The sequence below is a fragment of the Rhizobium sp. RU20A genome, assembly GCF_900155885.1.
GTDB lineage: Bacteria > Pseudomonadota > Alphaproteobacteria > Rhizobiales > Rhizobiaceae > RU20A.
The window spans coordinates 1,044,682-1,061,551 of sequence record NZ_FTMB01000001.1 but is presented as its reverse complement, the minus strand read 5'-3'; the positions used below and the strand labels follow the sequence as shown (position 1 = coordinate 1,061,551).

The window sequence follows — 16,870 nt, the reverse complement described above, 5'->3', positions numbered from 1 at the left end:
CCATGCGCGGGGCGGGGGTGCGGGTTGACGGTGCGCATTATCTCGCCTTTCCGCCTTTCCGGCGCTGGACAAAATAGTGGACATGATCCACTATCTTCGCTGCGGCGCACAATGACCGCAGGCGAACAAAGTTACAAAAACAAGGGGAACTTATGTCGCAAACCTCCACGTCGGCCGACGTGGTGCTGTCCGTTCGCAATCTGACGGTGGATCTGCCGCCGGGAATGGAGCGCACCCATGCGGTCAAGGACATTTCCTTCGATCTTCACGCGGGCGAGATCCTCTGCATCATCGGGGAATCGGGTTCCGGAAAATCCGTGACCGCCAATACGATCATGGGTCTTCTATCGCCCGTCATCACCGTCAGCGCCGGCGAGATCCATTTCAAGGGCATGGATATTCTCGCCGCCCGCGAGGAAACCATCCGTCCGCTGCGCGGCCGGGCGGTGTCGATCATCTTCCAGGATCCGCTGTCGGCGCTCAATCCGCTGATGACGGTCGGCGACCAGATCTCGGAGGTGCTGGAGGCGCATGGCTTTGGCACGGCGGAGAGCCGCAAGGCCAAGGTTCTGTCGCTTCTCGAAGAGGTGGGGCTGCCCGATCCGGCGCTGATGCGGCTGCAATATCCGTTCCGGCTCTCCGGCGGGCAGCGGCAGCGCGTGATGATCGCCATGGCGCTGGCGCTCGATCCGGACGTGCTGATCGCCGACGAACCGACCACGGCGCTCGACGTGACGACGCAGGCGCAGATCCTCGATCTCATCCGCAAGATCCAGAAGCGCAAGGGTATGAGCGTCATGTTCATCACCCATGATTTCGGCGTGGTCGCCGAGATCGCCGACCGGGTGGTGGTGATGGAAAAGGGGCATCTGGTGGAGCAAGGCCGGGCCGATCAGGTGCTCGTCCATCCCGCCCATCCCTACACGCAGCGCCTCGTGGCCGCCGTGCCGCGCATGCGCGCCCGCCCGGCCGAGATCCGCGAGGCGCCGCCCGTGGTGCTGGAGGTGGAAAACCTCGAAAAGGAGTACCGCAGCGCCGGTTCGTTCTTCCGCAAGGCGCGGGTCGTCAAGGCGGTCAATGGGGTCAGTTTCACGCTGCGCAAGGGCCAGACGCTCGGCGTCGTGGGCGAAAGCGGCTCGGGCAAATCCTCTCTCGGACGCGTGCTGCTGAAGCTTTTGGAGCCGGATGGCGGAGCGATCCGTTTTGACGGACGCGACATCGCGCCGATGGACGAGGCCAGTTTCCGCGCGCTTCGGCCCTATATGCAGATGATCTTCCAGGATCCCTTCGCCTCGCTCAATCCGCGCCATACCATCGGGAAGATCCTGACGGTCGGGCCGGTGGCGCATGGCGTGGCGGTGGCGGAAGCGCGGGCCAAGGCGTTCCGGCTGCTGGCGCTGGTCGGGCTTGACGAGCAGGCCTTCGACCGCTTCCCGCACGAGTTTTCCGGCGGCCAGCGCCAGCGCATCGGCATTGCCCGTGCACTGATGTTCGATCCGGTGGTGCTGGTGGCGGACGAGGCAGTGTCGGCGCTCGACGTGTCGATCCAGGCGCAGATCCTCGAACTTCTGGCCCGCGTGCAGGCGGAGATGAAGGTCGCGATGATCTTCATCACGCACGACCTGCGTGTTGCCAGCCAGATCTGCGACGACGTCATCGTCATGCATCGCGGCGTGGTGGTCGAACAGGGACCGCCGGCGCAGATCTTCCGCGATCCACGCCACGATTATACCCGCAAGCTCGTCTCGGCGATCCCCGGGGCGGATTGGGAACCGGCCGCCACGGCGGTCTGATCACGCGAAAGGCCGGGTTGCGGGCGGCTCGGAAACGGCCTGTCCGCACCCGTCCGGCTCGTCGGAGCCCTATTTTTCGTCGACCCCAAGAGGGGCCGGCGATGCTGGCGTTTCTGGCTCAATTCATTGATTTTAAAAGAAAATAATTCATTCTTCGGAAAAAAATAGTTGCAAAGGTCCACTATCTGGCCTTTCATGTCGTCACGACATTGACATACGACAGCGACGGAAGCCCGAAGCTGCGGCCGGCGAAGCGCTGGCTGCGGCGGGGAGAGCTTCGTCCAGTCGAACGGAAACTCCATGACGAAACCGCCTGCAAAACCCCTGGCCAAGCCACCGACGATCCCCAAGGACATCAACATCGATGTGCTCGAGGACACGCTGAGCTTCTACATCCGCACCCTCAACCTCGCCGTGTCACGCGATCTGGACGAGCGGCTGGAGGGGCTTGATGTCGCCAAGGGCACGGGCAAGATCACCACGCTGCTGCTGGTCGACGACTATCCCGGCATTCGTCCTTCCGTGATCGCCCACCTCATCATGCGCGACCGCTCTGCCATGGGCCGGCTGATCGACCAGATGGAGGATCACGGGCTCATCCGCCGCGAGATTTCGCCGGACGACAGCCGGGCGCAGCAGCTCTACATCACCGAGGCCGGCTCGGCGCTGGCGGTGAAGATCCGCGAGATCGTGCCGCAGCAGTCGCGCGATTTCTTCTCCTTCATTCCCGAGGACGAGCAGAAGCTGGTCATCGATATCCTGCGGCGCGCCTATCGCCGCATCGTGGGGCTGTCATGAGCGATTTTCCAGAAGGCGCCGTGGCGCTGATTTCAGGAGCCAGCCGCGGTATCGGCGACCATGTCGGCGCCGAGCTTTTGCGGCAGGGCTGGACTGTGTCGCTCGGCATGCGCAAGCCGGTGATGCCGGCCTGGGCCGAGGGCCATGAGGACCGCGTCCAGCTTGTCGCCTACGAGGCCGGCGACGTGACGGCGGAAGCGCGCTGGGTTTCCGAGGCGCTTGGCCGGTTCGGCCGTATCGATGCCCTCGTCGCCAATGCCGGGATCATGATCCCGAAGACGGTGATCGAGGCCGAGGATGACGACATTGACGCCATGATGTCGGTCAACCTCAAGGCGCCGCGCCGCCTCGCAAAGGCCGCCTGGGAGGCGCTGGCCGCAACGGGCAGGGGCAGGGTGATCATTCTCGCCTCGCTCTCCGGCAAGCGGGTGAAATCGGCCGGTGCCGGCAGCTATTCTCTCTCCAAGTTCGCCGCCGTGGCGCTGGCGCATGCCATCCGCCAGGCCGGTTTCGACCAGGGCATCCGCGCCACCGCCGTCTGCCCCGGCTTCGTGGCGACCGACATGGGCACGACGCTCTCCGGCCGCGCGCCCGAGATGATGACGCAGCCGGACGATCTCGCCCGCATCATCGCCATGCTGCTTGCCCTACCCAATTCGGCCTCGGTCGCCGAATTCGCCATCAATTGCCAGCTTGAGGAATTTTTCTGAGATGCCCGGTCCTTATGTCGTTCCCGTCCATGGCGATGCCGAGCTGCCGAAGGAGGTGGATGTCGTCGTCATCGGCGGCGGGATCATCGGAACGTCGACGGCGCTGGAGCTTGCCGACAGCGGCCTGCGCGTCGCGCTGTGCGAGAAGGGCGGCATCGGCCATGAACAGTCGAGCCGCAACTGGGGCTGGGTGCGTATCTCCCGGCGTGATCCGCGCGAAGTGCCGCTGATGGCCGAGGCGCTGCGCATCTGGGCCGACCTCAACCGCCGCACGGGGCGTGAGACCGGTTTCAAGCGCTCCGGCATCGTCTTCACCTGCGCGGATGAAAAGGCATTCGACGAACATGAGCGCTGGAACCGCAATCTGGAGGGATACCAGATCGAAAGCCGCATGCTGAGCGCTGCGGAGTTCAACGCCAAATATCCCGGCAATACGATGAAGATCGCAGGCGCTCTCTATACGGCGGGCGACTGCCGCGCCGAGCCACAGCGCGCAGCACCCGCCATTGCCGAAGCGGCGCGCGATCGTGGCGCGCATATCCTCACCGAATGCGCGGTGCGCGGCCTGCAAATGGCGGGGGGCAAGGTTTCCGGCGTCGTAACGGAGCGCGGCGAAATCGCCTGCAAATCCGTGGTGCTGGCGGGTGGTGCCTGGTCCAGCCTTTTCATGGGCAATAACGGGCTCGACCTGCCGCAGCTCAAGGTGCTGAATTCGGTGTTGCGCACCAAGCCGCTGGAAGGCGGGCCGGACGAGGCGATCTGGGCGAGCGGCTTCGCGCTGCGCAAGCGCCAGGACGGCGGCTATACGATTGCCGACGGGGCTCAGAACATCGTCGATCTCGTGCCGGCCTCGTTCCGCTACGGCATGAAGTTCCTGCCGGCCTTTTCGCATGAGTGGCGCTCGTTGCGCTTCCGGCTCGGCGGCCGCTTCTTCGACGAGGCGCGCATTCCGCGCCGCTGGGCGCTCGATGAGGCCTCGCCCTTCGAATACAACCGCGTGCTGGACCCGATCCCCTCCAAGGCCATGTCGGACGCAGCCCTCAAGCGTCTTTCGGTCGCCTTCCCGGTCTTCAAGAAGGCCGAGATCGCGCAGCGCTGGGGCGGCATGATCGACGTGACGCCGGATGCCGTGCCGGTCATCGACGCCATCGATGCGATCCCCGGCTTCCACGTCGCGACCGGCTTTTCCGGCCATGGCTTCGGCATCGGCCCGGCAGCCGGGCGGCTGATGGCCGACATCGTTCTCGGGCGTACGCCGATCGTGGAGCGCCGCGATTTCCGTTTCAGCCGCTTTTCGGATGGGTCGAAGATCGAACTCATCAGCGGCTTCTGACGACCAGAGCTGCCGGCGGTCCGCCGCCGGTTGCACCGCGTGCCGGCTGGCGACTGCCGTCGGGAGGCTGAACTGCCCGCAGAGGCGGAAGCACACACTGAGATGACATGTCACTCCATCGCATAAAAGGGGAACTGAAAAATGTCCGATACCAAAAAGCCATTCCTGAACACCACGCGCCGCCAGGCGCTCGGCCTTCTCGCGCTCGGCGCCTCCGGCGTCGTCATGACCGGGCTTCCGGGCTTCACGCGCGCCTTCGCGCAAGGGGCCAAGGATGCCACGGGACAGCTGACCGTCGGCTTCTCGCAGGAGCCGACGGTCTTCAACCCGCACATGCCGCATATCGAGGTGGATGAGGGCATCCATTTCAGCATCTTCGATCCGCTGTTCTACGTGGACGAGAAGGGCGCCTTCGTTGCCGCGCTCGCTGCCGAAGTCCCGACGGTCGAAAATGGCGGCATCTCCGCCGACGGCCTCACCTGGAAGGTGAAGCTGCGCGACGACGTGAAGTGGCATGACGGCACGCCGTTCACCGCCGAGGACGTCAAGTTCACGCTGGAACTGCTGGTCGATCCGAATTTCCGCTCCTGGCGCAAGACCGGCCACGAATATGTGCGCGAGCTGACGGTGGTGTCGCCGACCGAGATCACCTGGAAGATGGAAAAGCCCTTCGCGCCCTATCCGTCGATCCTCGCGTCCACCTTCATCACGCCGAAACATGCGCTGGGCGAGGCCGCCGACCGCAACACGGCGCCCTACAACAATGCGCCCATCGGCACCGGCCCCTTCAAGTGGAAGGAGCGCGTTGCCGGCGACTACATCCTGCTCGAAGCCAATGCCGACTATTTCGGCGACGGCCCGCATATCCAGACGCTGATCTACAAATACGTGCCCGACCTCAACGTCATGTACACGCAGTTCAAGACCGGCGACATCGACGTGGTGGGCCTGCAGTGGATCACGCCTGACCATTACGACGAGGCGAAGGGGCTGGAAGGCAAGGTTGTCACGGTGGTGCCGGGTTCGACGGTGGAATCCTTCACGCTCAACATGGAGCGGCCGCAATTCAAGGACCCCAAGGTGCGGCAGGCGCTCTACCACGCCATCGACAAGCAATCGATCATCGACGCGCTCTATTACGGCCTGCCGACGCCAACCGAAAGCTACGTGCCGCAGCAGTCCTTCTACTACAATCCGGATCTGCCGAAGCATGAATACTCGATGGAGAAGGCCAAGGCCTTGCTGGACGAGGCGGGCTGGATGCCGGGCGATGACGGAATCCGCGCCAAGGATGGCGTGAAGCTTTCCTTCACCTGCTCGACCACGGCCGGCAACCACATCCGCGAACAGGTGCAGCAGTACATGCAGCAGTCGTTCAAGGATCTCGGCATCGACATGACGATCTCCAACCTGCCGCCCGCCGTCATGTGGGGCGACTACTGGATGCTCTCGAAGTTCGACACCGTCATCGTCGGCCTCGACTTCCTGACCGGCCCGGACCCCGACACCTCCGACTTCTTCCGCTCCACCTCCAGCCCCGCCAAGGGCGGTTCGGGCCAGAACACCTGGCAGTTCGAGAACAAGGAAGTGGACGAGCTGCTCGCCAAGGGTGGTAGCCTCTTCGTGCCGGAAGAGCGCAAGGCAGCCTATTTCAAGATCCAGGAGATCATGCGCGCCGAACTGCCCTTCCTGCCGCTGTTCCAGTATGCCACGGTGCGCGGCCACAGGCAGGGCGTCGAGAATGTCGTGTTCAACATCAACACGCGTATCGACACCTGGAACGTCGGCAGCTGGAAGGTCAGCTGATCGAGCGTTCGCCGGGCCTTTTCGTGAAGGCCCGGCTCATCGCACCGCACCGGCCGAACCTTGCCCCACGCTCCTGCCGGAGCCGGGCGTCGGCGGCCGTTGCGGACGATCCTCAAGGCATGCCCGCCGGTGTCATCCGCGGGCTGACCCGGAGAAAGCCCCATGGTTTCCTATCTTCTGAACCGTCTCTGGCAGAGTCTCGTGCTGCTGGTGCTTGTGTCGATCATCGGCTTTGCCGTGCTGAACCTTGCGCCCGGCGGTCCTCTGTCGCAGTTTGCGCTGACGCCCGGCATGACGCGGGAAGCGCTCGACCGCATCGCCGAGCAGATGGGCCTGAACCGGCCGCTTCCCATCCAGTATCTCGACTGGGCGTGGCGGCTGTTGCAGGGTGACTGGGGCGTTTCCTATCGCGATCAGCGGCCGGTGCTGGAGATCATCTCCGGCCACCTCTTCGCCACGCTCCTGCTCATGGGCTCCTCGACGCTGATCTCGATCCTCGTCGGCACCTGGATCGGCATCAAGGGGGCGACGAAGCGCTATTCGCTCTTCGACTACACCGCCACGGTCGGCGCGATGGTGGCGCTCTCAATCCCGACCTTCTGGTTCGGCCTCGTCGCCATCTACGTCTTCGCCCTGAAGCTGAAATGGCTGCCGGCCGGCAACATGTACACGATCGGCGACCAGTCCTTCTACGACTACGCGATTCACCTCATCATGCCGAGCCTTGTGCTGGCGCTCGTCAACATCGCCGTCTGGAGCCGCTACATGCGCACGGCGACGCTCGATGTCATCAACCAGGATTTCGTGCGCACGGCGCGCGCCAAGGGGCTCTCGCCGCGCCGGGTGCTGATGAAGCATGTGGTGGGCAATGCGCTCCTGCCGATGATCACGCTCGCCGGCCTGCAACTGCCGACGATCCTCGGCGGCGCGCTGGTCACCGAGACCGTGTTCACCTGGCCCGGCATGGGGCGGCTTTTCCTCGATAGTCTCGGATACCACGATTATCCCGTCGTGATGGGCCTCCTGATGTTCTCCGCCATTCTCGTGCTCGCCGGCAGTCTTCTCGCCGATCTCCTCGTCGCGCTCGTCGATCCGCGCATCCGCCTCGGCTGATACGCGCCCCCACCTGTCTGAAGGGATAGATCCATGTCCGCAGCCACGCTTCCGACCTCCGCAGCCCCGGCCAGTGCCCACTGGTGGCAGAGCCGCACCGTCCGCCGCTTCGCCCGCCACAAGCTGGCCGTCGTCGGCCTCGTGATGATCACGGTCCTGATCTTTGCCTGCGTCGTCGGGCCCTATCTGCTGCCCTATGACGAGCTTTATATCGATCTGCGCGCCCGTTTCGCACCGCCGCTGACCGGCTCCCACATCTTCGGGACCGATCCGCTCGGGCGCGACATCGCGGCGCGGCTCTTCAATGCCGGGCGCATCTCGCTGCTGGTCGGCTTTTTCGCGATGGTGCTGTCGACGCTGATCGGCACCGTCATCGGCGTCGTCGCAGGCTATTATGGCGGGCGTGTGGGCGCGGTGCTGATGCGCTTTGTCGATGCCTTCCTTTCCTTCCCGAGCATCTTCCTGCTTCTGGCGCTTGCGGCCTTCGTGAAGCCGAGCCCCTTCATGATCACCGTCATCATCGCGGTGACGAGCTGGATGGAAATCGCTCGTCTGGTGGAGGCGGAGGTGCGCTCGTTGCGCGAACGCGACTTCGTGCTGGCGGCGCGCATGCTCGGCCTGCCGAACGGCTGGATCATGTTCCGCGAGCTTCTGCCCAACGCCGTTGGACCCATCATCGTGGCGGCGACGCTGACGGTGGCGCGGGCGATCCTGCTGGAGGCCTATATCAGCTTCCTCGGCTATGGCATCCAGCCACCGCTGCCGAGCTGGGGCAACATGCTGAATGGCGCCCAGCAATATCTCGACAAGGCACCCTGGCTTGCCATCGTGCCAGGTGTGGCGATCACGCTGGCCGTCACCAGCTTCAACTTCATCGGCGACGGCCTGCGCGATGCGCTCGATGCGCGCAGCGACCTGAACTGAGGGGGAGGGTGCCATGACGCGGTTTTCGCCCTTCGACGCTACGCTCTGGTATGCGACGGCCGTCGCCGCCCCGCGCACGGAAACGCTCGAGGGCACGGTGAAGGCGGATGTCTGTATCGTCGGTGCGGGTTATGCCGGGCTGACGACGGCGCTGGAGCTTGCCAAAGCCGGCGTCAGCGTGGTGCTGCTGGAGCGGGAGGAGGCGGGCTTCGGCGGTTCGGGCCGCAATGCCGGCCACTGCACGCCGACTTTTACCCACTACGGCCTGCCGGAGCTGCGCAGGATGCTTGGGCAACCGTGGGCGGAACGGCTGATCGAACGCCAGACGCGAGCGAACGATCGGGTCGCCGCCATTGTGCGCGACTACCAGATCGACTGCGAGTGGGTGCAGAACGGCTATGTGATGGGCGCTCCCTACAAGGGTGCGCTGGCCGATATCCGCAAGAAGGTCGAGACCTACAACGCGGTCGGCGCGAAGACGCGTGTCCTCGATCGCGACGAGGTGGCCGCGATCACCGGCAGCCCCCGCTTTCACGGTGGGTGGCTGCACGAGGAGGCAGGTCATCTCAACCCGCTCGGCTATGCGCGCGGGCTGGCGCGGGCTGTCCTCCAGGAGGGGGCGACGATCTTCACCGGCTCTGCCGCAACCTCCTGCGAGCGCGACGCGAGTGGCGGCTGGAAGGTCGGCACGGCGGGCGGTGCCGTGATCGCCGACAAGGTGATCTTCACCACCGGTGCCTACACCGTCGGGGGCTGGCCGAAGCTCGACCAGACCTTCAAGATCCAGCGCGTCTTCGTGGCGGCGACGCAGGTGTTGTCGGAGGAAACGCGCCGCAGCGTGCTGCCGCAGAACACCACGATCCATGACGGGCGCGGCGACATCTACGTCTACAAATACAACGCCGAAGGGCGGATCGTCGCCTCCATGTTCCCCATGGGCCGGCGCGGGCGCGACATGGCCTATACGCGGCAGGTGATGAGCGAGCGTCTCACATGGCTGCATCCCGAGATTCGCGAGGAGATCCGGTGGGACTATTTCTGGTTCGGCGAACTCGACATGCAGTACCGGACCGTTCCGCGCTTTTACGATCTCGCGCCCGGCGTCGTTGCACTGACGGGCCTTTCCGGCCGCGGCGTGCCGACCGGCTCGATGCTCGGCTCGATCCTGTCGGAATGGGCGCTGGACAAACCGGAGAATGAGCTGGCCTTGAAGCTGGAGCCGCTGAAGGCCGCTCCCTTCTACATGGCCTTCGGCCCGGCCATGACGCTGCGCTACTACCGGATCCGCGACAATCTCGCGACCCGTCTTTCGGGGGCGGCGCTGCCGCCGCATGCCTGACCTCTTTTAAGAGATAAACCCAAGGAGACTGCCGCAATGAGCATGCCCATCTACAACATCGCCGACGACATCGACCTGACGCCCGCCATGCCGGCCGAGGGGCGCGATGGTGGTTCCTATCGCCGGCCGATCTGGCAGGATCCGGTCGAGAACGGCACGATCGTCGCCGTCTGGAAGGCCGAGCCCGGCATCTACAATTATCCGGGCCGCGATCTGGAAGAGACCTTCGTCGTCGTGGAAGGCGAGGCCATCTATTCGCAGGCCGAGGAGACGCCGGTCAAGATCGGTCCGGGCACCATCGTGTCCATTGCCAAGGGCGTGCCGAGCCGGCTGGAAATCCTCTCGCCCTTTCGGAAGCTGGCGACGGTCATTCCGAAGCCCTGATCAACCGGTTGGACGGGACAGGGACAGCCGTCCCCCATCCCGTCCCGGTGCGCGCCGTGCCCAACCCGCGGCGCGTATCCGCTTCGCTCCATCCCTCTTCTGCAGGGTCATTTGCATTCAGGACATCGTCCAGCCATAGCGCATTTCCAAAATCTTCGTAAGACTGTACATTCATTAGATATTTTTCAATAAGCCCGTGGTATCTCCGTGCTGAGATAGGCGCCGAGCGGGGGATGCCATGGAGCCGGCCGGGCGGGCCTACTTTCGATCGATACATGTGCTGCGCGGCGCGGCGGCTTTTTCCGTGCTGCTGTTTCATCTGCATGTGCAACTGACCCGCATGGGATATGACGGCTGGTGGCCGCAGTTTCTGCAAAGCGGCGTCGATCTCTTCTTCGTCATCAGCGGTTTCGTGATGTGGCAGACGACGGCTGACCGAAAGGTGGGCCTCATCGACTTTTACGCCAGGCGGCTTCGCCGCATCGCACCGCTCTACTGGATGATGACAGCGGCGATCGTTTTCGTCGCTCTCCTGGTGCCGAGTGCGCTGCAATCGACGCAGATCACCCTGTGGCATACGGTGGCGTCCTACCTCTTCATACCGTCCCTCATGCCGGGCGATACGATTGTGGCACCGGTTCTCGTGCCGGGCTGGACCCTGAATTACGAGATGTTCTTCTACGCGGTTTTTGGCGCCTGCCTGTGGATGCCGACCATCTGGCGGCTGCGCGTCGTGCCGACCCTTCTGGTGGCAATCGTGCTGGCCGGCCTCGTCTTCCGGCCGCAGGCGAGCGCGCTCGCTTTTTGGACATCACCGATTATCCTCGAATTCGGCCTTGGCATCATCGCCGGATACATGGCGTCCTCGGTGAATTTCACCAACGGCGCGCTGGCGCGGCTCTTCATCCTCAGTCTTGCAGTCGTCATCGGAACGGGCAACCTTGAACTTGGGGACGGCCGATGGCTGCTGCACGGGCTGCCGGCAGCCATTATGATGCTCAGTCTCGTCGGTATCGAAAGGGCTGGTGCTCTGCCGCGCCTGACGGTGTTGTCCCGTCTCGGAGACTGTTCCTACTCGCTCTACCTGTCCCACGGCCTCGTCCTGTCGGCAGTGGCGCAGGGCTGGCGCGGCATGGGCTGGAGTGGATCGGTGGCGGCGTGGCTGAGCTACATGCTGTTTGCCGTCGCCGCCGCCGTGCTCGTCGGCTGGCTGATCTACCACCTCGTGGAAAAACCGGCGACCGAGATGGTCTCGAGCCGCAGGACGCCCGCCGCCGCCTGAGCGCTGCGTCCAGCAAAACGGAAGAGACGAAGGGGTGGCCGTCTCCCGTTGGCCACCCCCTCGCATTGCGCGTCGTGTCGACCAACGCGATTCCTGGTCTTCCGTTTCGCCTCAGGCGGCCTTACGGGCGCCTTCGCCGGCGGCGTTGACGGCCGTTTCGGCCAGTTGCGTCAAGCTCTCGTCCGTCTTGCTCTCTTCCTTCAGCGTGGCGTCGAGCAGGGAGACGACCTCCTTGTGGCCGAGTTGCATGGCCCAGGCCTTCAGCGTGCCGTAGCGGGCGATCTCGTAGTGCTCCACCGCCTGCGCGGAGGAGATCAGGCCGGCGTCGATGGCAGGCGTATCCTTGAATTCCTCCATGATTTCCTCGCCTTCGGCGATGATGCCCTGGATCGCTTCACACGTCTTGCCCTGGGCGCGCTTGCCGATGATCTCGAAGACCTGCTGCAGGCGCTCGATCTGGCCCTGGGTCTCCTCCTTGTGCTGCAGGAAGGCCTGCTTGAGCTTCTCGTCGCTGGCGGCGCGGGCCATCTTCGGCAGGGCCTTCAGGATCTGGCGCTCGGCATAGTAGATGTCTTTCAGCGTGTCGTAGAAGAGGTCGTTCAGCGTCTTGGTAGCCACGGGAATCTCCTTGTCGGATGACAAATTCTTCGGGTGAGGGCGGTCCGGACAGGTGGGGCGCTCGTCTGCCGTTTCGTTGGCCATGGCGTGAAACCGGAAAAACCGCCACGTTCACCATCCCTGCCGCGTCCGGTTGACACGAACCGTTCCTCAGGCCGCCTAACCGGGGTCATCCGCAAACGTTCCGACGGTTTTTTCATGTTGAGGAAAAAGCGTCTAGAATCGGTGGTCGAGGAAGAACCACTGGTCGAGATGGGCGCGGATGACGGGCTCGATCACCGCATTGAGGCGCTCCACCTCCGGGCCGAGGGAAGCGTTTGCCCCGGCCTGATGGTCGAGCGTGATGGCCTCCAGCATCCGGCATTCGAACCGCGCGCTATCCTCCCGGATCACGTGGACCGGCAGGATGGAGGCGCCGGCATGGCGGGCAAGGCGCACCGCGATGGCGAGGTTGCCGGCCAGATGCACCGGGCGGCCGAAAAAGGGCGCCATGATGCGCCCGTCGAAACCTTCGTCGCCGAAGATGATCACCACGCCATCGGGCTCAGCCAGACGCTTGAGTGCGGGCCGGACGCCCGTGAGGCCCGGCGGCAGGAGCTCGGCCCCGAAATTGCGGCGGATACGGCAGGCGGTGCGGTGCTCGAAGCGGCTTTCGGGCGGCATGTAGAAGGTGGCGAAAGGCACGTTCAGCCCGCGCATGACGGGGGAAATCAGTTCCCAGTTGCCGAGGTGGAGGGCCAGCATGACCACCGGACCGCGGGCGCGCGCCGCTCGCAGGTGTTCCGCGCCGGTGACGGTGACGCCGTTTCCGGCGGCAATCCGAGGCAGGACGGAAAATTCCGCCATCAGCCGGCCCTTGTTGCGCCAGTTGGCGACCATCACGGCCTCCGGATCGCGCTCCGGGGCGATGCGTGCCGCATTGTCCCGCATGCGCCGGCTGATGCCGGGATAATAGCGACCGAGGATGCCGTAGTGCAGGGCACCCAGCGCGGAGGCAACGCGCGCCGGCAGGGGTCGCAGGCCGTAATGACTGAGGCGCTTGGGAAAGTCGCGCAGCGTATCCCTGACCCAGTAGCGCCAGAAGTCACGCCGCCGGTCTCCGCCGGCCATCAGATCGGCCAGGCGGGGCGGGGTCTCTTCCTGCCAGACGAAGGCCTTGCGCGTCTGGAGACCGGCCGTCCTGTCCGTGGTTCGCATGGTCAAAGCCTGCTTTCAGCGCGAATGCACGGTCATCGGCATGCCGCCGACGGGTCGCAGCGTCAGTCGTGCGGCCGGCCGCACCCTGACGCCCGGCGCCATGCGCAATCTAAAGCGTTGCGCGAGGATCGCCAGACACAGAATGGTTTCGGTAAGACCGAATTGCAGCCCGGCGCAGATGCGTGGCCCAATCGCAAAGGGGAAGTAGGTATAGGGCGCCGGACGGCCCGGTCCCAGGAAACGTTCCGGCACGAAGTGATGCGGGCGGTCCCAGATGTCCGGATTGCGGTGCATTAGCCAGGGCGAGATGGTGACGAGACCGGCCGGCAGCACATCGATGCCGCCGATGCGATCCGCTTCGCGCGCCTGCCGCCCGAGCAGCGGCACCGGCGGATAAAGGCGCAGCGCCTCTTCCACGACCGCACGGGTGTAGTCGAGGCTGGCGACATCCTGCAGCGTTGGCGTGCGGGTGCCGCAGACGCGGTCGATCTCGCCGTGCAGCGCCTCTTCGGCCCAGGGTGCGTGGGCCAGCAGATACCAGATCCATGTCAGCGTCCCCGCCGTGGTTTCCTGACCCGCCATGAAGATGGTCGCGGCCTCGTTGCGCAGGGCAGCGAGATCGAGGCCAAGCTCGGGGTTCTTCTTCTGGCGGCGCACCAGAAGGTCCATCATCGAGCCGTCGCCATGGGTGGAGCCGAGGTGATTGGCCGCGACGCGGTCGATGACGGCCCGCACCCGCCTGATGGCGCGGCGCAGGCGCGGGGTCTTCACGACCGGAATGCCGTTGTCGAAGCCGGCGACATAGGCGAGGTTGATGTTGTCGACGACGCTCTGGAAGCTCGTAAAGCCGCAGACGACCTCGTTGGCGGCATCCGGACCGATATCGTCGCCGAAGACGGCGCGGGCGATGATCTCGGCCGTCAGACCGCCCATCTCGGCGAGCGCATCGACGGTGACATCGGGGGCAAGGCCCGCCCAGCGCGTGACGAGGGCTTGCGAGACCTCCTCCATATGCCGGGAAAACTGTGGAATGCGCCCCTTGTGAACGATGTCGGCGACCATCGGACGGCGGCATTTCCAGGTCTCGCCATCGGAGATGAAGAGGCCGTCGCCCAACAGATGCTCCAGCGCCCGGCGCATGGCGGGCGCCTTGCGCTCGAAATTGTCGTGGCGCGTCACCATCACATATTTGATGTCGTCTGGAACGTTGACGGTGACGAGCTGCCGGCCGAAGCCGCGCAGTTGCGAGTTTCGGGTGTGGTAGTCGTTTTCGCGGAAGACGCTGAGATAGTCCTGCCGTGCCAGACGGTAGAGGCGGAGATAGTCGCGGCCGGGCCCGGTCATGGGTGCCGGGTGGGCCGGCTCGAAAGCGCCGTGACCCATGGTTTCAAGAATGGCCGGCGGCGTGGCCCGGAAGGAAAGGTGCATGCGGGCCCCACAGCTACGCGGCAGGAGGCAGCGAGCCTTCCGCGCGACAATCTCTGCGGGTTCCCCAACCCGCGTGTTGCGTCACGTTTGCCGCCGAATGTTCTTCGCCGCAAGCCCCGCCCCGGCGTGGATGGGCAGATTGGCCGCTCATGACACGATTTTGTCGGCCCAAGGGCTGCGTGCGCGAGCCGCAGGCGCTGCCCTTCAACTCCGGCTTGCTGGCTTAGATGACGGGCGGGAACGAGAAGAGGTTCGCGGCAGGGCGGGCTGCGGCAGATTGTGGGCTGCGCGCCGGGGGCGCCAGGATCAGGCGCTCAGAAATCGCCCATTTCCGCATCGTAGAGGAGCTTGCTGCGGGGCGCCGCCTGGATCGGGTCGAGGCGGCGCATGCATTCCTTGTAGTGTTCGGTGGCGCGGTGCGCCTCCACGGCCTCGGCGGAGGCGAAGACCTCGTAGATCACGAAGGTGTTGGGGTTGGCCTGATCGCGCAGGACGTCGAAGCGGATATTGCCCGGCTCCTGGCGCGTGCCCTCGTAATTGATCCGGAAGGCTTCCAGGAACTCGGCGTCGTTGCCGTCCTTGATGTGTATCGTGACCAACTGGATCAGCATGTTCGTTTGTCCTCCCGTCGCCGTACAAGCGGTGCCCCCGTGGTAACGGGCGGTGGCCGACGCGTCAATCGGCTCAGGCGCGCTCAGCCCGCCTTCGGCATTGCGATCTCAGCCAGCGCCTCGAAGCTCGGCCGGGCGAAGAAATAGCCCTGCATGTAGCGTACGCCGAGATCGCGCAGCACCTGATATTCGCCTTGCGTCTCGATGCCTTCGCAGACTGCGGCGATGCCGAGTTCCTCGAGCATGCGCAGGGTGTGCGAGACGATGGTCCGGGCGTGGGAGCGTTGGTCGATGTCGCGGATCAGGGCCATGTCGAGCTTGACGATGTCGGGAATGAAGTTGTTGAGCAGGCCGAGGCCCGACCAGCCGGCGCCGAAATCGTCAATGGCGGTCTGGAAGCCCATGGCGGCGTAGGCTTGCAGGATCTTCAGCACGTGGTCGGGATCGACCTGCTCCGTCTCGGTGAATTCGAAGATGATACGGTTGGTCGGAAAGCCGAAGGTGGTGGCGGCCTCAAGCGTGGCGCGAATGCAGGCGCGGGGCTCGTAGACGGCGTTGGGCAGGAAGTTGATCGAGAGGCTTGCCTCGCTGTCGGCAATGGCAAGGCGTGCCGCCAGCTCGATCGCCTTGACGCGGCATGTCTGGTCGAAGGCATAGCGCGAGGTGTCGGAGACCTGAGAGAGGATCGCACCGGCGCCTTCGCCATTCACGCCGCGCACCAGCGCCTCGTGGGCATAGGGCTTGCCGGTGTTGATGTCGACGATCGGCTGGAAGGCCATGGTGATGTCGATGGGAAACTTTGTGCCGTTCGCACAGGAAGAGCAGCTCATGCGGACGACTCCGATTTATCTTCGATATATCTTAACAAGGCTATCTTGTAACTTGTTCGTTATCAACTGTGTCCCTCTCCGGGGACGTGCACGCGCAACGGGAGAAATGTCTGCACAGATTGGAATCTTTCTAATATTTAACTTTTCTTGGAGATGTCGGTCGGCAAGATAGCTGGGACACTCAAGAATTGGACCACTTCCATGAAAGACCTTCTCCTGCGCTACGCCACGCCGCTGACCACCGGCCTTTTCATCATTTCGCTGATTTCCGGCGTTTTTCTTTTCGTGAAGATCGGCGGCCCGCTCAAGGGCATCCATGAGTGGCTCAGCATGCTGCTGATTGCGCCCTTCGTGCTGCATCTGTGGCGCAACTGGCGGCCCTTCATGGCCTATTTCAAGCGCACGCCGATGATCATTGCGATCGTGATCAGCGTGGCCCTGACGGTGCCCTTCTTCCTCGACAGCAGTTCGCGGACCTTGCCGCCCTATGTGCAGTTCTCGCGCACCATGCTGAAGGGTACGCCGGCAGAACTCGCGCCGGTGCTGGACGTGCCGGCGGCCGAGATCGTGGCTTTGCTGATTGCGGCCGGCTATGCGGGTGCTGCGGAAGGCAAGAGCTTCGAGGTGATCGCAAGCGAGGCCGCGAAGGACAACAATGCCATGATCGCCACGCTCGCCGGCGTGAAACCGGCCGGCAACTGACT

At 64.4% G+C, this 16,870-nt stretch carries 16 protein-coding genes; 11 read left to right on the top strand and 5 right to left on the bottom strand.

Translation table 11 applies throughout. The annotated features are described in order from the left end of the window. Window positions 1-152 precede the first annotated feature (152 nt). The 10 genes from F3H41_RS05185 (at window position 153) to F3H41_RS05140 (ending at window position 11,482) form a co-directional block, all read left to right on the top strand. Window positions 153-1,793 carry an ABC transporter ATP-binding protein gene (locus tag F3H41_RS05185; RefSeq protein WP_149737501.1) on the top strand — a complete coding sequence of 547 codons (1,641 nt, stop codon included), beginning with the start codon at window positions 153-155 and terminating at the stop codon, window positions 1,791-1,793. Between the two features lie 300 nt (window positions 1,794-2,093). Next, window positions 2,094-2,591, top strand: a complete 498-nt coding sequence (locus F3H41_RS05180; protein WP_149737499.1) for a MarR family winged helix-turn-helix transcriptional regulator — start codon at window positions 2,094-2,096, stop codon at window positions 2,589-2,591. Next, window positions 2,588-3,301: an SDR family NAD(P)-dependent oxidoreductase gene (locus F3H41_RS05175; RefSeq protein WP_149737497.1), complete on the top strand. Its 714-nt coding sequence runs from the start codon at window positions 2,588-2,590 to the stop codon at window positions 3,299-3,301. Before F3H41_RS05180 ends, F3H41_RS05175 begins: the two co-directional genes overlap by 4 nt. Window position 3,302: 1 nt before the next feature. Then, on the top strand, window positions 3,303-4,634 hold the full coding sequence (locus F3H41_RS05170) for an FAD-binding oxidoreductase (protein WP_149737496.1): 1,332 nt from the start codon (window positions 3,303-3,305) through the stop codon (window positions 4,632-4,634). Between the two features lie 141 nt (window positions 4,635-4,775). After that, window positions 4,776-6,440, top strand: a complete 1,665-nt coding sequence (locus tag F3H41_RS05165) for a peptide ABC transporter substrate-binding protein (RefSeq protein ID WP_149737495.1) — start codon at window positions 4,776-4,778, stop codon at window positions 6,438-6,440. A 162-nt stretch (window positions 6,441-6,602) separates the two neighbouring features. Then, complete coding sequence (locus F3H41_RS05160; RefSeq protein ID WP_149737494.1) at window positions 6,603-7,553, top strand: ABC transporter permease; 951 nt, start codon at window positions 6,603-6,605, stop codon at window positions 7,551-7,553. 33 nt (window positions 7,554-7,586) lie between these two features. Continuing rightward, window positions 7,587-8,477, top strand: coding sequence for an ABC transporter permease (locus F3H41_RS05155; protein WP_149737492.1), 891 nt, complete (start codon window positions 7,587-7,589; stop codon window positions 8,475-8,477). Window positions 8,478-8,490: 13 nt separating this feature from the next. Next, window positions 8,491-9,816, top strand: a complete 1,326-nt coding sequence (locus F3H41_RS05150) for an FAD-binding oxidoreductase (RefSeq protein ID WP_149737490.1) — start codon at window positions 8,491-8,493, stop codon at window positions 9,814-9,816. A 36-nt stretch (window positions 9,817-9,852) separates the two neighbouring features. Beyond that, a complete protein-coding gene (locus tag F3H41_RS05145) occupies window positions 9,853-10,200 on the top strand; it encodes a cupin domain-containing protein (RefSeq protein WP_149737488.1) in 348 nt (115 codons plus the stop codon). A gap of 238 nt (window positions 10,201-10,438) precedes the next feature. Further along, a complete protein-coding gene (locus F3H41_RS05140) occupies window positions 10,439-11,482 on the top strand; it encodes an acyltransferase (RefSeq protein ID WP_149737487.1) in 1,044 nt (347 codons plus the stop codon). 111 nt (window positions 11,483-11,593) lie between these two features. On the opposite strand, the gene F3H41_RS05135 is transcribed toward F3H41_RS05140, so the two are convergent. The 5 genes from F3H41_RS05135 to F3H41_RS05115 form a co-directional block, all read right to left on the bottom strand. Beyond that, window positions 11,594-12,100, bottom strand: a complete 507-nt coding sequence (locus F3H41_RS05135; RefSeq protein ID WP_149737485.1) for a ferritin-like domain-containing protein — start codon at window positions 12,098-12,100, stop codon at window positions 11,594-11,596. A 216-nt stretch (window positions 12,101-12,316) separates the two neighbouring features. Beyond that, window positions 12,317-13,297: a lysophospholipid acyltransferase family protein gene (locus F3H41_RS05130; RefSeq protein ID WP_149737483.1), complete on the bottom strand. Its 981-nt coding sequence runs from the start codon at window positions 13,295-13,297 to the stop codon at window positions 12,317-12,319. Between the two features lie 15 nt (window positions 13,298-13,312). Next, window positions 13,313-14,725 carry a cytochrome P450 gene (locus F3H41_RS05125; protein ID WP_149737481.1) on the bottom strand — a complete coding sequence of 471 codons (1,413 nt, stop codon included), beginning with the start codon at window positions 14,723-14,725 and terminating at the stop codon, window positions 13,313-13,315. A gap of 314 nt (window positions 14,726-15,039) precedes the next feature. Beyond that, window positions 15,040-15,336: an antibiotic biosynthesis monooxygenase gene (locus F3H41_RS05120; protein ID WP_149737480.1), complete on the bottom strand. Its 297-nt coding sequence runs from the start codon at window positions 15,334-15,336 to the stop codon at window positions 15,040-15,042. 83 nt (window positions 15,337-15,419) lie between these two features. Beyond that, complete coding sequence (locus F3H41_RS05115; protein WP_149737479.1) at window positions 15,420-16,166, bottom strand: EAL domain-containing protein; 747 nt, start codon at window positions 16,164-16,166, stop codon at window positions 15,420-15,422. A 201-nt stretch (window positions 16,167-16,367) separates the two neighbouring features. Between F3H41_RS05115 and F3H41_RS05110 the strand changes: the two genes are divergently transcribed. Then, window positions 16,368-16,868 carry a DUF4405 domain-containing protein gene (locus F3H41_RS05110; protein ID WP_149737477.1) on the top strand — a complete coding sequence of 167 codons (501 nt, stop codon included), beginning with the start codon at window positions 16,368-16,370 and terminating at the stop codon, window positions 16,866-16,868. The last annotated feature ends 2 nt before the right edge of the window (window positions 16,869-16,870 follow it).

What these genes read in the sequence shown, in the direction of transcription:
- F3H41_RS05185 (WP_149737501.1), top strand. Translation starts at nt 153, where the DNA reads ATGTCGCAAACCTCCACGTCGGCCGACGTGGTGCTGTCCGTTCGCAAT.
- F3H41_RS05180 (WP_149737499.1), top strand. Translation starts at nt 2,094, where the DNA reads ATGACGAAACCGCCTGCAAAACCCCTGGCCAAGCCACCGACGATCCCC.
- F3H41_RS05175 (WP_149737497.1), top strand. Translation starts at nt 2,588, where the DNA reads ATGAGCGATTTTCCAGAAGGCGCCGTGGCGCTGATTTCAGGAGCCAGC.
- F3H41_RS05170 (WP_149737496.1), top strand. Translation starts at nt 3,303, where the DNA reads ATGCCCGGTCCTTATGTCGTTCCCGTCCATGGCGATGCCGAGCTGCCG.
- F3H41_RS05165 (WP_149737495.1), top strand. Translation starts at nt 4,776, where the DNA reads ATGTCCGATACCAAAAAGCCATTCCTGAACACCACGCGCCGCCAGGCG.
- F3H41_RS05160 (WP_149737494.1), top strand. Translation starts at nt 6,603, where the DNA reads ATGGTTTCCTATCTTCTGAACCGTCTCTGGCAGAGTCTCGTGCTGCTG.
- F3H41_RS05155 (WP_149737492.1), top strand. Translation starts at nt 7,587, where the DNA reads ATGTCCGCAGCCACGCTTCCGACCTCCGCAGCCCCGGCCAGTGCCCAC.
- F3H41_RS05150 (WP_149737490.1), top strand. Translation starts at nt 8,491, where the DNA reads ATGACGCGGTTTTCGCCCTTCGACGCTACGCTCTGGTATGCGACGGCC.
- F3H41_RS05145 (WP_149737488.1), top strand. Translation starts at nt 9,853, where the DNA reads ATGAGCATGCCCATCTACAACATCGCCGACGACATCGACCTGACGCCC.
- F3H41_RS05140 (WP_149737487.1), top strand. Translation starts at nt 10,439, where the DNA reads ATGGAGCCGGCCGGGCGGGCCTACTTTCGATCGATACATGTGCTGCGC.
- F3H41_RS05130 (WP_149737483.1), bottom strand. Translation starts at nt 13,297, where the DNA reads ATGCGAACCACGGACAGGACGGCCGGTCTCCAGACGCGCAAGGCCTTC.
- F3H41_RS05125 (WP_149737481.1), bottom strand. Translation starts at nt 14,725, where the DNA reads ATGCACCTTTCCTTCCGGGCCACGCCGCCGGCCATTCTTGAAACCATG.
- F3H41_RS05120 (WP_149737480.1), bottom strand. Translation starts at nt 15,336, where the DNA reads ATGCTGATCCAGTTGGTCACGATACACATCAAGGACGGCAACGACGCC.
- F3H41_RS05115 (WP_149737479.1), bottom strand. Translation starts at nt 16,166, where the DNA reads ATGAGCTGCTCTTCCTGTGCGAACGGCACAAAGTTTCCCATCGACATC.
- F3H41_RS05110 (WP_149737477.1), top strand. Translation starts at nt 16,368, where the DNA reads ATGAAAGACCTTCTCCTGCGCTACGCCACGCCGCTGACCACCGGCCTT.